The organism is Enterobacter cloacae complex sp. ECL411, assembly GCF_021869665.1.
In the GTDB taxonomy this organism is placed as follows: Bacteria; Pseudomonadota; Gammaproteobacteria; order Enterobacterales; family Enterobacteriaceae; genus Enterobacter; species Enterobacter intestinihominis.
The window spans coordinates 3,752,756-3,768,205 of sequence record NZ_CP091486.1 but is presented as its reverse complement, the minus strand read 5'-3'; the positions used below and the strand labels follow the sequence as shown (position 1 = coordinate 3,768,205).

Here is a 15,450-nt window from a genome sequence, read left to right as displayed (position 1 = left end):
ATGATTCGCAACTTTGGAGCACCTGCCAACGGCGGGAATGCAATTCAGCCGCTGTCCACTTTCAGCGGAATAACAACATCTTGTGGTGACAGATGAACAGTGGTTATCTGCATTTTCCGGAATTCGATCCGGTTATTTTCTCAATAGGACCTGTAGCGCTTCACTGGTACGGACTGATGTACCTGGTGGGCTTCGTCTTTGCCATGTGGCTTGCTGGTCGTCGCGCCAGTCGTCCGGGCAGCGGCTGGACGAAGAACGAAGTGGAAAACCTGCTTTATGCTGGCTTTCTTGGCGTATTCCTGGGCGGGCGCATCGGCTATGTCCTGTTCTACAACTTCCCGGTATTCCTGAACGACCCGCTCTATCTGTTGCGCGTCTGGGACGGCGGCATGTCCTTCCACGGCGGACTGATTGGTGTGATCCTCGTGATGGTGATCTTCGCCAAACGCACCAAACGTAACTTCTTCCAGGTGGCTGATTTTATTGCGCCATTAATCCCGTTTGGGCTGGGTGCAGGGCGTCTGGGCAACTTCATCAACGGTGAACTCTGGGGGCGTGTCGATCCGAGCGTGCCGTTTACCATGCTGTTCCCGGGCTCCCGCGCAGAGGATATCGCGCTGCTGCCTTCGCATCCTGAGTGGCAGTCCATTTTCGATACCTACGGCGTTCTGCCGCGTCATATGTCTCAGCTTTATGAGCTGGCGCTGGAAGGTGTGGTGCTGTTTATCATCCTGAATCTGTATATCCGCAAACCGCGCCCAATGGGGGCAGTATCTGGTCTGTTCCTGATTGGCTACGGCGCGTTTCGTATCATCGTCGAGTTCTTCCGCCAGCCGGATGCACAGTTTACCGGCGAGTGGGTACAGTACATCAGCATGGGGCAGATCCTCTCCATTCCGATGATTGTCGCGGGTGCCATTATGATGATTTGGGCGTATCGTCGTCGTCCACAGCAACAACTTTCCTGAGGAATCATGAAACAGTATCTTGAATTGATGAAAAAAGTGCTCGACGAGGGCACGCCGAAAAACGACCGCACCGGCACCGGTACGCTCTCCATTTTTGGCCACCAGATGCGCTTCAATCTGCAAGAAGGCTTCCCTCTGGTGACGACGAAGCGCTGCCATCTGCGCTCGATCATTCATGAACTGCTCTGGTTCCTGCAAGGCGATACCAACGTTGCTTATCTGCATGAAAACAATGTCTCCATCTGGGACGAGTGGGCAGATGAGAACGGCGACCTGGGGCCGGTTTACGGCAAGCAATGGCGCGCGTGGCCTACCCCGGACGGCCGCCATATCGACCAGATCACGACCGTCATGAACCAGCTGAAAAATGACCCGGACTCGCGCCGTATCATTGTTTCTGCCTGGAACGTGGGTGAACTGGATAAAATGGCGCTGGCGCCTTGCCACGCGTTTTTCCAGTTCTACGTGGCGGACGGCAAACTCTCCTGCCAGCTGTATCAACGCTCCTGCGACGTGTTCCTCGGCCTGCCGTTTAACATCGCCAGCTACGCGCTGTTAGTGCACATGATGGCGCAGCAGTGCGATCTTGAAGTGGGCGATTTTGTCTGGACGGGCGGTGATACCCACCTCTACAGCAATCATATGGAACAGACGCATCTCCAGCTGACGCGCGAACCGCGTGCATTGCCGAAGCTTGTGATCAAACGCAAACCGGACTCGATCTTCGATTACCGTTTTGATGACTTCGAGATTGAAGGCTACGACCCGCATCCTGGCATCAAAGCCCCTGTCGCCATCTGATACGGCGAATCCTGACACAACCGGTGCTCTTTAGCGCCGGTTTTTTTTCGCGCTCGTTTTGTTCTTCGAGCCTGTTTCCAGAGACGATGTAACGCGTTGCAACGGGTGAAAATCTCCGGAAAGCGGCTCGTAATGTTCTGGTTTAACGCTCGCGCCTTTTCTGCCATTCCGCCACACTTCCGCCATGAAAAACGAACATGGCTTTACGCTTATCGAAACCCTTTTCGCCATCTCGCTGGTTGTGATCCTCAGCGCGACGGGTCTTTATGGCTGGGACAGCTGGCAACAGCGGCAGCGGCTCTGGCAGACAGCCTGTCAGGTGCGGGATTACCTGGCGTTCTTACGAAACGACGCAAATCGTCACAACAGCGAGCACAGGATCGCGCTTCACGCTGACGGGAATCAGGCCTGCCTTGTCAGCGCTGTGGTCCCGGGCTGCGACAGCGGCGACCCGTTCGTGATGAAACCGTTATGGCCGGAGGTCACGCTGAGCGACGTAACGCCTGCGCTGGGATTTTACGGCTTAAGGGATACCGCATGGGCCGGACATATTCGCGTGCAGAGCCGCGCCGGTGCGTGGTGGGTTATTGTCTCAAATGGCGGACGTATCAGGCTGTGTAATGCCGCAGGAGAAAGTCTATGCCAGTAAAACAAAAAGGGTTTTCCCTGCTGGAGGTCCTGATTGCGATGACGATAAGCAGTATTCTGTTACTCAGCACGTCACGTTTTTTACCGGCGCTACAGCGGGGTGTTTTACTGCAATCCGGGCAACGGGAGCTGGAAGATGAGGTGTGGCAACGCCTGCTTGCGATGGGTAAACAGCTCCAGCGAGCAGGATACTGTGCAGGGCATTGTCAGGGGCAAGGGTTAATTATCGGCAGGCAAGGGCGATGTGCAATTGTGCAATGGGATGCAAACAGCAACGGCCAGTGGGATAGCACCGCGTCAGAAAATGACAGCACGGGATTCCGGCTTGAGTCCGGAACGCTCGAAACGCTGCGGGGCGCGACATCCTGTGAAGGTAAGGGATGGGATAAGCTCACTGACCCGGATCGGGTCCTGATAGAGCAGTTTATGGTCACTAAAACCGATCGTGCTGGCTTTGCGCCGGTCATCAGTATCGAGCTGCGTGCCCGCCGCAAAGGTGAACTGACCGCACCCTTTTCGGCTCGCCACACCGTAACGGGGTTTAATCTGTGAATCGTCAGCGGGGCATGTCATCGCTGGCGCTGGTCCTGCTATTGCTGGTGCTCGGCACGCTGATCCTCACCGGATTAAACCAGCAGTTGCAAACCTTTAGTACGTTGGTGAATGGCGAGAGTTTGTCTGTTCGCCAGCAGGCTGCCTTGCAATCTGCACTGGAGTGGGGACGCGTTCAGGACTGGGCTTTACGGCCAGAGGTTCAGTGCAAGCAGACACAAGGTCTGCGGGTCTGTGTAAGGCTGTTTGAGGAGCGTGTTTTGCTTATTGCCGGAAATGACGATCTGTTGCTATGGCGAGGCGGGGATATCGCGGAAGGACAAATACGCTTTTCTGCCCACGGCTGGAGCGACTTCTGCCCCCTTAAGGAAAGTGCGCTATGTCAGTTACCCTGAGCAGACAAAAAGGATTTAGCATGGTTGAGGTTTTGCTGGCAATGATGTTGCTGGTTGTGGTTGTGACGGCGTTATCCGGATATCATCGCGCGCTGGCTGCCCGGTATGCGGCGCTTAGCCAGTATCGCCAGCTATGGCATCATGCGTGGAATCAGTCGCAGATCTCAACATTAACGCTCCCGCCGGGCTGGCAGGTCAGTCGGGGGCAGACAACACAGTCCGGATGTGTCAGCATCACGGTCACACTTATTTCTCCTCTGGGGCGGCAGGGCGCGTTGACGCGTCTGCATTGCCCGGTTAGCCGCTAGTCGGGAGCGTTTATGCTAAGGGTTTACCACTCAAATCGTCTGGATGTGCTGGAAGCACTGATGGAGTATATCGTTGAGCAAGAGCGTCTTGACGATCCATTTGAGCCAGAAATGGTGCTGGTGCAGAGCACCGGTATGGCGCAGTGGCTACAAATGTCCCTTTCGCAGAAGTTTGGCATTGCGGCGAATATCGATTTTCCGCTGCCCGCGAGCTTTATCTGGGAGGTGTTTGTACGCGTCCTGCCGGATATTCCTGAGCAGAGTGCCTTCAACAAACAAAGCATGGCCTGGAAACTGATGACGCTGCTGCCGGACATGCTGGCGCATGATGAGTTCGCCATGCTGCGCCACTATCTGAATGACGACACCGACAAGCGCAAACTTTTTCAGCTGGCCTCACGCACTGCTGACCTCTATGACCAGTATCTGGTTTACCGCGCAGAATGGCTGATTCGCTGGGAAGCGGGAGAATTAGTCGATGGGTTACCGGAAGCGCAAATCTGGCAGGCACCGCTCTGGAAAGCGCTGGTCGAGCATACCGGGCAGCTCGGTCAGCCTAAATGGCACCGTGCTAACTTGTACGATCGCTTTATCTCAACACTTGAGAACACCGCAGAACGGCCAGCCCGTTTGCCGTCACGCGTGTTCATTTGCGGTATCTCCGCGCTGCCGCCTGTCTACCTGAACGCGCTAAAAGCGCTCGGTAAGCACATTGATATCCATATCCTCTTTACCAACCCATGTCGGCACTATTGGGGAGATATTCAGGATCCGCGCTGGCTTTCACGGCTGGTCACCCGCCAGCGTAAACGCCTCTTTGAGGAACGCGCCGTGCCGCTGTTTAAAGACAGTGAAAACGCGGCGCAGCTTTTCGATGAAGAGGGGATTCAGAACCTGCCGAACCCGCTACTTGCCTCGTGGGGCAAGCTGGGGCGCGACTATATTTATCTGCTTTCAGATATCACCTCCTCGGGAGAGGGGGACGTGGACGCGTTTGCGGATATTACGCCGGACAGCCTGCTGCACAATATTCAGCTTGATATTCTGGATTTAGAAAACCGTGCCGTGGCCGGGATCACTGCCGAGGAGTTTGCGCGAAGCGATAAGAAGCGAAAACTGGATCCTGACGATCGCAGTATCGCGATCCACGTTTGCCACAGCCCACAGCGTGAAGTTGAAATTCTTCATGACCGCCTGTTGGCCATGTTGCAGGACGACCCAACCCTGACACCCCGCGATATCGTGGTGATGGTGGCGGATATCGACAGCTACAGCCCTTTTATTCAGGCTGTATTTGGCAGCGCAACGGGCGACCGCTATCTTCCCTACGCGATCTCTGACCGCCGTGCTCGTCAGTCACACCCGGCGCTACAGGCCTTTATCAGCCTGCTTTCGCTGCCTGATAGCCGGTTTATCTCTGAGGATGTGCTGGCATTACTGGATGTGCCTGTTCTGGCCGCACGCTTCAGCATTAACGAAGAGGGCTTGCGCTACCTGCGCCAGTGGGTCAACGAATCCGGCGTCCGCTGGGGAATCGACGATGATAACGTCCAGGAGTTTGAGCTGCCCGCGACTGGCCAGCATACCTGGCAGTTTGGCCTGACGCGTATGCTGCTGGGGTATGCGATGGAGAGCATCCACGGCGAATGGAATGACGTGCTGCCGTACGATGAGTCCAGTGGGTTAATTGCGGAACTGGTTGGTCACTTAGCCTCGCTGCTGATGCAGCTCAACCGCTGGCGCCGTGCATTGATGCAGCCCCGTCCACTCGAAGAGTGGCTGCCGATTTGCCGCGAAATGCTAAATGACTTCTTCCTGCCGGACAGCGAAACGGAAGCCGCCATGGCGCTTATCGAGAAGCAGTGGCAGGCCATCGTTGATGAGGGGGTTAATTCGCACTATCACGAGGCGGTTCCCCTTTCGCTTCTGCGTGATGAGCTGACGCAACGTCTCGATCAGGAGCGCATCAGCCAGCGCTTCCTTGCTGGGCCGGTGAATATCTGCACCCTGATGCCGATGCGTTCAATCCCGTTCAAAGTAGTCTGTCTGCTTGGCATGAACGACGGTATTTATCCACGTGCGCTGCCACCCCTGGGCTTTGATCTCATGAGCGCACAGCCGAAGCGGGGCGACCGCAGCCGCCGCGATGATGACCGTTATCTCTTCCTTGAGGCGCTGATGTCTGCGCAAAGCAGGCTTTATATCAGCTATATCGGCCGTTCAATTCAGGACAACAGCGAGCGTTTCCCGTCCGTGCTGGTGCAGGAGCTGGTGGACTACATCGGGCAGAGTCACTATCTGCCGGGCGATGAGGCCTGTAACTGCGACGAAAGCGAACGTCGGGTGAAAGCGCATATTACCTGTCACCATAGCCGTATGCCGTTTGATCCTGTCAATTACGTTCCTGATGAACTGCAAAGCTACGCCCGCGAGTGGCTTCCCGCTGCGAAGAACGCGGGCACACCGCAAACCGATTTCATTCAGGCGCTCGAACCGCGCGCCATAGACACCCTTACGTTTGAGCAGCTGCAGCGCTTTTGGGCCCATCCGGTTCGGGCTTTTTTCCAGCAACGCTTGCAGGTGAACTTCCGCTCGGAAGAGAGCGAAATCCCTGATGCGGAACCGTTTATTCTTGATGGACTGGAGCGTTTTAAGCTTAATTCCCAGCTTTTGAATGCGCTGGTTGACGAAGAAGACGCCAGTAAACTGTTCCGACGTTACAGGGCGTCGGGATTACTGCCGTATGGTGCGTTCGGCGAAATCGTCTGGGATGCCCAGTGTGAGGAGATGCAAGCGCTTGCTGACCGGGTTATCGCGTGTCGGCAACCGGCGAGCAGCATTGAAATTGATCTCGATTGCAACGGTATGCACCTCAGCGGCTGGCTCACGCACGTGCAGTCTGACGGGCTGCTACGCTGGCGCCCATCTATGCTCAGCGTTTCACATGGCCTGCAACTCTGGCTCGAACATCTTGTCTACAGTGCGAGTGGTCACGAAGGCGAAAGCCGGTTGTTTGTACGTAAGGACGGCGAGTGGCGCTTCCCGCCGATGGAGCCTGAGCAGGCGTTGACGTATCTGTCGCTTTATATTGAAGGTTATCGTCAGGGCATGAACAAGCCTCTGCTTTTGCTGCCTGAAAGTGGGGGGGCATGGATAAAAGCCTGTTACGACGCGCAGAATGATGCCATGTTAACGGATGAGGCTTCGCTCCAGAAAGCGCGCAGCAAGTTTTTGCAGGCCTACGAAGGGAACATGATGGTACGTGGCGAGGGCGACGATGTCTGGTATCAACGTTTATGGCGAACGCTGGACCCAGAATATTTCGACATTATCACGGAAGAGGCGCAACGCTACCTGTTACCGTTGTTCAAATTTAAGCAGTCCTGAGTGCTGTATAAAAATTGCACAGCACGGGGTGTTCATTTATGATGCACCTCTTATCACGGACTGATGTACCCAAAGAAAGAGATGCTGGCGTGTCCAGCACGCACGTTGTTAATGATGTAGCCGTGATAAAGAGGTCGTAATGCCAGGCAGCACCTTGTTCAAAGCATTTGTTTTGTTTATCGCCCTTTGGGCTCCCGTCACTCAGGCCGATTCCGGTTGGCAACCTGTCCAGGAAACAATCCGTAAGAGCGATAAGGACACCCGTCAGTATCAGGCGATTCGTCTTGATAACGGGATGACCGTGCTGCTGGTTTCCGATCCTCAGGCGGTTAAATCGCTCTCCGCACTGGTTGTGCCGGTCGGATCGCTGGAAGATCCTGATGACCATCCGGGACTGGCGCACTACCTTGAGCACATGACGCTGATGGGGTCTAAAAAATACCCACAGCCTGACAGCCTGTCCGAATTTCTGAAAATGCATGGTGGCAGCCACAACGCCAGCACTGCGCCGTATCGTACCGCGTTTTACCTGGAAGTGGAAAATGATGCGCTTGACGGGGCGGTGGACCGTCTGGCGGATGCCATCGCCGCACCGCTGCTGGATAAAAAATATGCTGACCGGGAACGCAACGCCGTAAACGCCGAACTGACGATGGCGCGCACGCGAGACGGTATGCGCATGGCGCAGGTTAGCGCTGAAACCATCAATCCGGCGCATCCGGGTTCGCGCTTCTCAGGCGGCAACCTTGAAACGCTGAGGGACAAGCCGGGTAGCCCGGTGCTCGATGCGCTGCATGCGTTTCGTGAAAAATACTATTCCGCCAATCTGATGAAAGCGGTTATTTACAGCAATAAACCGTTGCCGACGCTGGCAAACATGGCTGCGCAGACCTATGGCAGGGTGCCAAATAAAAATATCGATCTGCCGCAGATTAACGTGCCGGTTGTCACGGACGCGCAAAAAGGCATTGTTATTCACTATGTGCCGGCCTTGCCGCGCAAGGTGTTACGCGTTGAATTCCGTATTGATAACAACACGGCGCAGTTCCGCAGCAAAACCGACGAGCTGGTGACTTATCTTATCGGTAACCGCAGCCCGGGTACGCTCTCCGACTGGCTGCAAAAGCAGGGGCTGGTGGAAGGTATTCGCGCTGACTCCGATCCCGTCGTAAACGGGAATAGCGGCGTGCTGGCCATCTCCGCGACGCTGACCGATAAAGGGCTGGCTCACCGTGACGACGTCGTTGCGGCCATTTTCAGTTATCTCTCTCTGCTGCGCGACAAAGGCGTCGATAAACGCTACTTCGACGAGCTGGCGCACGTGCTGGATCTCGATTTCCGCTATCCCTCTATTACGCGTGATATGGACTACGTCGAGTGGCTGGCAGATACCATGATCCGCGTGCCGGTGGAACATACGCTGGATGCGGTAAATATTGCCGATCAGTATGACGCCGGGGCGCTCAAAGCGCGTCTGGCGATGATGACTCCGCAGAATGCCCGCGTCTGGTATATCAGCCCGAACGAACCGCATAACAAAATGGCCTACTTCGTTGATGCCCCGTATCAGGTTGAAAAAATCAGCGAACAGACCTTCGCGGGCTGGCAGAAAAAGGCGGGGGAAATTGCGCTGAAGTTACCGGAGCTTAACCCCTACATCCCGGACGATTTCTCGCTGATCAAACCCGCAAAGGCCTATCCGCATCCGGAGCTGATTGTTGATGAGCCGACGCTGCGCGTGGTCTACACCCCAAGCCGCTATTTCGGCGACGAGCCAAAAGCGGATGTCAGCGTAGTGCTGCGTAATCCTAAAGCAATGGACAGCGCCAGAAACCAGGTGCTGTTTGCGCTTAACGATTATCTGGCCGGTATTGCCCTCGATCAGCTCAGCAACCAGGCTGCCGTTGGCGGTATCAGTTTCTCCACCAATGCCAATAACGGTCTGATGGTGAATGCCAACGGCTATACCCAGCGTTTGCCGCAGCTGTTCCAGGCGCTGCTGGACGGTTATTTCAGCTATACGCCTACGGAAGAACAGCTCGAGCAGGCTAAGTCCTGGTATGCCCAGATGATGGAGTCTGCCGAGAAGGGTAAAGCCTACGATCAGGCGATTATGCCAGCACAGATGTTGTCCCAAATTCCTTATTTCCAGCGCGAAGATCGCCGCGCGTTATTGCCCTCAGTCACCTTAAAAGAGGTGCTGGCTTACCGTGATTCGCTGAAAACCAATACCCGTCCGGAGTTCCTGGTTGTAGGGAACATGAGCGAAGATCAGGCTAAAACGCTGGCACAAAACGTGCGTGCGCAACTGGGTTCAAAAGGCGATGAGTGGTGCCGTAACCAGGATGTGCTGGTAGAGAAAAAGCAGAATGCGATCTTCGAAAAAGCGGGAAGCAGCACGGATTCCGCGCTGGCCGCGGTGTTTGTCCCTGTCGGATATGACGAATTTACCAGCTCTGCCCAGAGTGCGGTGCTCGGTCAAATTATTCAGCCGTGGTTTTACAACCAGCTGCGCACCGAAGAGCAGCTGGGTTATGCGGTATTCGCTTTCTCGATGAATGTGGGCCGTCAGTGGGGGTTGGGCTTCCTTCTGCAAAGCAGCGACAAACAACCTGCTTACCTGTGGCAACGTTATCAGGCATTCTTCCCGCAGGCGGAAGCAAAACTGCGCGCCATGAAGCCGGAAGAGTTTGCCCAGATCCAGCAGGCGGTTATCGCCCAGGTGATGCAACCGCCGCAGACGCTGGGTGAAGAGGCCTCGCAGCTGAGCAAAGATTTTGATCGCGGTAATATGAAATTTGATTCGCGTGATAAAATAGTGGCCGAAATAAAACAGCTGACGCCACAAAAAGTTGCCGATTTCTTCCATCAGGCGGTAGTTAAACCGCAGGGTATGGCCATCCTGTCTCAGGTTTCTGGCAGCCAGAACGGGAAAACGGACTACGTAAAATCAAAAGAGTGGACCGTCTGGAAGAGCGTCAGCGCGCTGCAACAAACTATGCCCTGGAGTAAGAAAGAATGACCCATACCGCTGAGCCGCTTGATCCCCTAAGTTTACCTCTACAGGGTGAGCGACTGATTGAAGCCTCAGCGGGAACGGGAAAAACCTATACCATCGCCGCGCTCTATCTGCGTCTGCTGTTGGGGCTCGGCGGCAACGCCGCTTTTTCGCGCCCGTTAAGCGTGGAAGAGCTGCTGGTGGTAACCTTCACCGAAGCGGCCACTGCCGAGCTGCGTGGCCGTATTCGCAGCAACATTCATGAGCTGCGCATCGCCTGTCTGCGTCAGACGACGGATAACCCCCTCTATGCGAGCCTGCTGGACGAGATTGCGGATAAGCAACAGGCTGCGCAATGGCTGCTGCTGGCCGAACGGCAAATGGATGAAGCGTCCGTCTTCACCATTCACGGTTTTTGTCAGCGCATGCTGAGCCTGAATGCGTTTGAATCCGGCATGCTCTTTGAGCAGCAGCTTATTGAAGATGAATCCGAGCTTCGCTATCAGGCCTGTGCGGATTTCTGGCGTCGTCACTGTTATCCGTTGCAGCGCGACATTGCTGAAGCGGTTCACGCCCTGTGGAAAGGTCCGGAAGAGCTTCTTCGCGCCATCGACCGTTACCTGCAAGGCGAAGCGCCGGTCATTAAATCTCCTCCGCCTGCCGATGAAACGCTGGCCTCGCGCCATGAAAAGATCGTCGCCAAAATTACCGCGCTTAAGCAGAAGTGGAATGAGTCGGTTGGTGAAATTGATGCAATCATCGAAAACTCAGGCATCGACAGACGCAAGTTCAACCGTGGGAACCAGGGGAAGTGGATCGAAAAGATCAGCGCCTGGGCCCAGGAGGAGACGCGGGGTTACCAGCTTCCGGACGCACTGGAAAAATTTTCGCAGCGCTTTTTGACCGAGCGAACCAAAGCCGACGGTATTGTGCCTGAGCATCCCCTGTTTGTGGCGATTGAAGCGCTGCTTGCGGAGCCATTAACGCTCAATGACCTGATGATCACCCGCGCCATGACGGAGATCCGCCAGGCCGTCGCGCGCGAAAAACGTCGCCGGGGCGAGCTGGGGTTTGATGACATGCTGAGCCGCCTGGACGAAGCCCTGTCCAGCGAGAATGGTGAAGCGCTCGCCAGCGCGATCCGTACCCGTTTTCCGGTGGCGATGATTGACGAATTTCAGGACACCGACCCCCAGCAGTACCGCATTTTTCGTCGCATCTGGCGACAGCAGCCCGACACTGCCCTGCTGCTGATAGGCGACCCTAAACAGGCCATTTACGCCTTCCGTGGGGCAGATATCTTCACCTATATGAAAGCCCGTAGTGAGGTGGTCGCGCATTACACGTTAGATACCAACTGGCGCTCCGCTCCGGGGATGGTTGAGAGCGTCAATGCGCTGTTCAGCCGTATGGAGACGGCGTTTATGTTCAATGAAATCCCTTTCCTGCCGGTGAAATCCGCCCCAAAAAACGCATCCCTGCGCTTCGAAGTCAGCGGGGCGGTGCAACCCGCCATGACCTTCTGGCTGCTTGAGGGGGAAGGCTATGGCGTTGCCGATTATCAGGCGGCGATGGCCCAGCACTGCGCCGCGCAAATCCGTGACTGGCTAAGCGCAGGCGCGCGCGGCGAGGCACTACTGTGGAAGGGGGAACAGGCATATCCTGTAAAGGCCTCTGATATTACCGTGCTGGTGCGCAGTCGTCAGGAAGCGGCGTTAATCCGCGATGCGCTAACGTTGCTGGATATTCCGTCAGTGTATCTCTCTAACCGCGACAGCGTGTTCGACACGCTGGAAGCCCAGGAAATGCTCTGGTTGCTTCAGGCGGTGCTGGCGCCGGAGCGCGAAAATACGCTTCGAAGCGCGCTGGCCAGTTCTATGCTGGGGTTGAACGCACGGGATATTGATGAACTCAACCATGACGAAAACGCATGGGATGCGGTGGTAGAAGAGTTTGTCCATTACCGTGAACGCTGGCAAAAGCGCGGCGTTATGGCGATGCTGCGCGAGCTGATGACACGGCGTCAGATTGCCGAAAATATGCTGGCGACATCCGGCGGTGAAAGGCGTCTGACCGATATTTTACACATCAGCGAACTGTTACAGGAAGCGGGTACCCAGCTTGAAAGTGAACATGCCCTTGTGCGTTGGCTGGCGCAGCAAATCGCGGATCCAAACAGTAACTCTTCAAGCCAGCAGATGCGTCTTGAGAGCGATAAGCATCTGGTGCAAATCGTCACCATTCACAAATCCAAAGGTCTCGAATATCCGCTGGTCTGGCTGCCTTTCATCGCGAACTACCGGGTTCAGGATCAGGCCTTTTACCATGACCGCGAGACTTTCGATGCGGTGCTCGATCTCAGCAAGGCGGAGACCAGCGTTGAACTGGCAGAAGCGGAGCGTCTGGCGGAGGATTTGCGCCTGCTTTACGTAGCGCTGACCCGTTCTGTCTGGCATTGCAGCCTGGGCGTCGCCCCGGTTTTCCGCCGTCGCGGGGAGAAAACAGGGGAAAGCGATTTCCATTTAAGCGCGTTAGGGCGGCTTATTCAGCGTGGCGAGCCGAAAGATGCGGCGGGGTTGCGCCTCTGCATTGAGTCGCTCTGCGGTGACGATATCGCGCTGCATATCCCGTCTCTGCCAGACAATAGCCGCTGGCAAATGGCGCAAGAGCCCGCGACCGACCTTAATGCGCGCCAGATCACGCGGGTGCTTGCCGACGACTGGCGCGTCACCAGCTATTCTGGCCTGCAACAGCACGGGCAAAGTATTGCGCTGGATCTCATGCCGAAGCTGGACGTGGATGCCGCAGGGGTGGGTGATATTCCGGTTGAACCGACGTTAACTCCGCATCAGTTCCCACGCGGCGCGTCGCCGGGCACCTTTTTGCACAGCCTCTTTGAAGAGCTTGATTTTACTCAGCCTGTCAGTGAGGAGTGGGTGCTGAAGATGTTACAGAGCGGGGGCTATGACGCGCACTGGCAGCCCGTTCTCACTGACTGGATCAACGCCATTTTGCAGGCGCCGCTGACTGAGCAGGGCTTCGCTCTTCGTCAGCTAACGGCCAGAAATAAACAGGTTGAGATGGAGTTTTATCTGCCTGTCGCAGGCCCGCTTAAGGCCGACGCGCTCGATGCGCTTATCCGTCAGTACGATCCGCTCTCAGCCGGTTGCCCGCCGCTGAACTTCCGTCAGGTGCAGGGCATGCTGAAAGGTTTTATCGACCTGGTCTTCCGTCACGAAGGACGGTACTACCTGCTGGATTACAAATCGAACTGGCTGGGCGAGAACAGCGAAGCCTATACCCAGCAGGCGATGGCGGCAGCCATGCAAATGCATCGCTACGATCTGCAATATCAGCTCTACACGCTAGCGCTGCACCGCTATTTGCGCCACCGTATTGCGGATTACCGCTACGACGATCATTTTGGTGGCGTCATCTACCTCTTCTTGCGCGGGGTCGACGCTGCCGATCCGCGCTCCGGGATCTTCAGCACCCGTCCGGATGCGGAATTGATTAATAAAATGGATAACCTGTTTGCAGCAAACACGGAGGAGATGGCATGACGATGCAGGACTTATTGCTGGAAGCGGTAGAGCAACGCGTGCTGCGTCAGCTGGACGTGCAGTTTGCCATGATGATTGCCGCTGACCAGCCCGCCGTGATGCTTGCCGCTGCCCTTTTGAGTAAAGACGCCGGAGAGGGGCATGTGTGTCTGCCGCTCTCGCGTCTGGTAGTTGACGAGAAAATGGCGCCTGTCCTCCAGTCCTGCTTTGCGCTGCTGGGGGAGAGGGTGGACTGGCAGAAAATTTTGCGCGAATCGTCGGCCGTCGGGCCGGGAGAAAACCAGGCGCCGCTGATCCTGACGGGGGAGCGCTTATATCTGAACCGTCTGTGGCGAAACGAACTGACGGTAGCGCGTTTCTTTAGTGAGACCAACGCGCCGCTTCCCTGCGACGAAGCGCAGCTTCGCCAGACACTGGACAGGCTGTTTGACTCCGGTGAGCCTACAGACTGGCAGAAAGTGGCGGCGGCCGTCGCCCTGACGCGGCGGATTTCGGTGATTTCAGGTGGCCCGGGGACCGGGAAAACCACGACCGTCGCAAAGCTGCTGGCAGCCCTGATCCAGCTATCAGGCGAGCAGCGATGTCGTATTCGTCTGGCGGCGCCCACCGGGAAAGCAGCGGCGCGACTGACCGAATCACTGGGCGGTGCGATGCAACAGCTGCCGCTCACTCAGGAGCAGCTTGCGCTTTTCCCGGGTGAAGCGAGTACCCTGCACCGTCTGCTCGGCGCGCAGCCGGGTAGCCAGCGGCTGCGCTACCATGCGGGTAATCCGCTGCATCTGGACGTGCTGGTGGTGGATGAAGCCTCCATGATTGACCTGACCATGATGTCGCGCCTGATCGATGCTCTGCCGCCGCATGCGCGCGTGGTTTTCCTGGGCGATCGCGACCAGCTCGCCTCCGTGGAAGCCGGGGCGGTACTGGGGGATATCTGTACCTACGCCAGCTACGGTTATACCGCCGCGCGGGCGCAGGAGCTTGCCCGCCTGACCGGCTGCTCGCTTGAACCCGATCACTCGCCGGTCGCAGGCGCACTGCGTGACAGCCTGTGCCTGCTGCAAAAAAGCTACCGTTTCGGTAGCAACTCCGGCATCGGCCAGCTGGCTGCGGCGGTCAACCGTGGCGATCGGCATGCCACGCGCACGGTGTTTGACGGCTCTTTCACTGACATTGAAAAGAAATCGCTGCAAAGCGGGGAAGAGTATCAGGCTATGCTTGAGGAGGCTCTCCAGGGATACCAGCGTTTTCTGAGCTGCGTGCAGCAGCGCAGTCAGCCCGGGCAGGTCATTGCCGCATTTGGCGAATACCAGCTTCTGTGCGCATTGCGGGAAGGGCCGTTCGGCGTTGCGGGCCTGAACGACAGGCTGGAGCAGCTGCTCGTGCAGAAACGCAAAATTAACCGTCAGCAGCATTCGCGATGGTATGAAGGCCGGCCAGTGATGATCTCCCGCAACGACAGTACGCTGGGGCTGTTCAACGGGGATATCGGTATTGCGCTCGATCGCGGTAACGGTTTGCGCGTCTGGTTCCAGCTACCGGACGGCAGCGTGAAGTCCGTCCAGCCCAGCCGTCTGCCAGAGCATGAAACGGCATGGGCGATGACGGTACACAAGTCTCAGGGCTCAGAGTTCAACCATGCGGCGCTGATCCTGCCGACACAGCTTTCGCCGGTCGTAACCCGTGAGTTGGTCTACACCGCCGTTACCCGTGCGCGCCAGCGTCTGTCGCTGTATGCGGATGAACGCGTGCTGGGACAGGCGATTGCCACTCGCACCGAGCGCAGAAGCGGATTAAGCGCGATTTTTGAATCTGTCTGAGTAATCACCCTCT

10 protein-coding genes are annotated in these 15,450 nt (G+C 56.5%); all 10 read left to right on the top strand.

The genetic code is table 11. The features are described 5' to 3' along the window. The first annotated feature begins 92 nt into the window (after positions 1-92). The 10 genes from lgt to recD all read left to right on the top strand — a co-directional run bounded on the left by lgt (position 93) and on the right by recD (position 15,437). On the top strand, positions 93-968 hold the full coding sequence (lgt, locus tag L3069_RS18020; protein ID WP_032626044.1) for a prolipoprotein diacylglyceryl transferase: 876 nt from the start codon (positions 93-95) through the stop codon (positions 966-968). A gap of 6 nt (positions 969-974) precedes the next feature. Then, positions 975-1,769 (top strand): thymidylate synthase, encoded by a 795-nt coding sequence (gene thyA, locus L3069_RS18015; protein WP_006811817.1) that lies wholly within the window; start codon positions 975-977, stop codon positions 1,767-1,769. A 184-nt stretch (positions 1,770-1,953) separates the two neighbouring features. Next, on the top strand, positions 1,954-2,418 hold the full coding sequence (locus L3069_RS18010) for a prepilin peptidase-dependent protein (protein WP_032626041.1): 465 nt from the start codon (positions 1,954-1,956) through the stop codon (positions 2,416-2,418). Beyond that, a complete protein-coding gene (locus L3069_RS18005; RefSeq protein ID WP_038416624.1) occupies positions 2,409-2,969 on the top strand; it encodes a prepilin peptidase-dependent protein in 561 nt (186 codons plus the stop codon). Before L3069_RS18010 ends, L3069_RS18005 begins: the two co-directional genes overlap by 10 nt. Further along, the gene (locus tag L3069_RS18000) at positions 2,966-3,364 is read left to right on the top strand and encodes a DUF2509 family protein (protein WP_038416622.1); all 399 of its coding nucleotides are present in this window, start codon (positions 2,966-2,968) and stop codon (positions 3,362-3,364) included. Before L3069_RS18005 ends, L3069_RS18000 begins: the two co-directional genes overlap by 4 nt. Further along, positions 3,349-3,672 (top strand): prepilin-type N-terminal cleavage/methylation domain-containing protein, encoded by a 324-nt coding sequence (locus tag L3069_RS17995; protein ID WP_023298509.1) that lies wholly within the window; start codon positions 3,349-3,351, stop codon positions 3,670-3,672. The genes L3069_RS18000 and L3069_RS17995 overlap by 16 nt, the downstream gene beginning before the upstream one ends. 12 nt (positions 3,673-3,684) lie before the next feature. Then, positions 3,685-7,059 carry an exodeoxyribonuclease V subunit gamma gene (gene recC, locus L3069_RS17990; RefSeq protein WP_100167690.1) on the top strand — a complete coding sequence of 1,125 codons (3,375 nt, stop codon included), beginning with the start codon at positions 3,685-3,687 and terminating at the stop codon, positions 7,057-7,059. A 139-nt stretch (positions 7,060-7,198) separates the two neighbouring features. After that, on the top strand, positions 7,199-10,081 hold the full coding sequence (gene ptrA, locus L3069_RS17985; RefSeq protein ID WP_038416618.1) for a pitrilysin: 2,883 nt from the start codon (positions 7,199-7,201) through the stop codon (positions 10,079-10,081). Next, positions 10,078-13,620, top strand: a complete 3,543-nt coding sequence (gene recB / locus L3069_RS17980) for an exodeoxyribonuclease V subunit beta (protein ID WP_022649229.1) — start codon at positions 10,078-10,080, stop codon at positions 13,618-13,620. Before ptrA ends, recB begins: the two co-directional genes overlap by 4 nt. After that, on the top strand, positions 13,617-15,437 hold the full coding sequence (recD, locus tag L3069_RS17975; protein ID WP_038416617.1) for an exodeoxyribonuclease V subunit alpha: 1,821 nt from the start codon (positions 13,617-13,619) through the stop codon (positions 15,435-15,437). Before recB ends, recD begins: the two co-directional genes overlap by 4 nt. The last annotated feature ends 13 nt before the right edge of the window (positions 15,438-15,450 follow it).

Bases quoted from the DNA above. Each gene is read 5' to 3' on its own strand.
- lgt (WP_032626044.1), top strand. From the start codon at position 93: ATGAACAGTGGTTATCTGCATTTTCCGGAATTCGATCCGGTTATTTTC.
- thyA (WP_006811817.1), top strand. From the start codon at position 975: ATGAAACAGTATCTTGAATTGATGAAAAAAGTGCTCGACGAGGGCACG.
- L3069_RS18010 (WP_032626041.1), top strand. From the start codon at position 1,954: ATGAAAAACGAACATGGCTTTACGCTTATCGAAACCCTTTTCGCCATC.
- L3069_RS18005 (WP_038416624.1), top strand. From the start codon at position 2,409: ATGCCAGTAAAACAAAAAGGGTTTTCCCTGCTGGAGGTCCTGATTGCG.
- L3069_RS17995 (WP_023298509.1), top strand. From the start codon at position 3,349: ATGTCAGTTACCCTGAGCAGACAAAAAGGATTTAGCATGGTTGAGGTT.
- recC (WP_100167690.1), top strand. From the start codon at position 3,685: ATGCTAAGGGTTTACCACTCAAATCGTCTGGATGTGCTGGAAGCACTG.
- ptrA (WP_038416618.1), top strand. From the start codon at position 7,199: ATGCCAGGCAGCACCTTGTTCAAAGCATTTGTTTTGTTTATCGCCCTT.
- recB (WP_022649229.1), top strand. From the start codon at position 10,078: ATGACCCATACCGCTGAGCCGCTTGATCCCCTAAGTTTACCTCTACAG.
- recD (WP_038416617.1), top strand. From the start codon at position 13,617: ATGACGATGCAGGACTTATTGCTGGAAGCGGTAGAGCAACGCGTGCTG.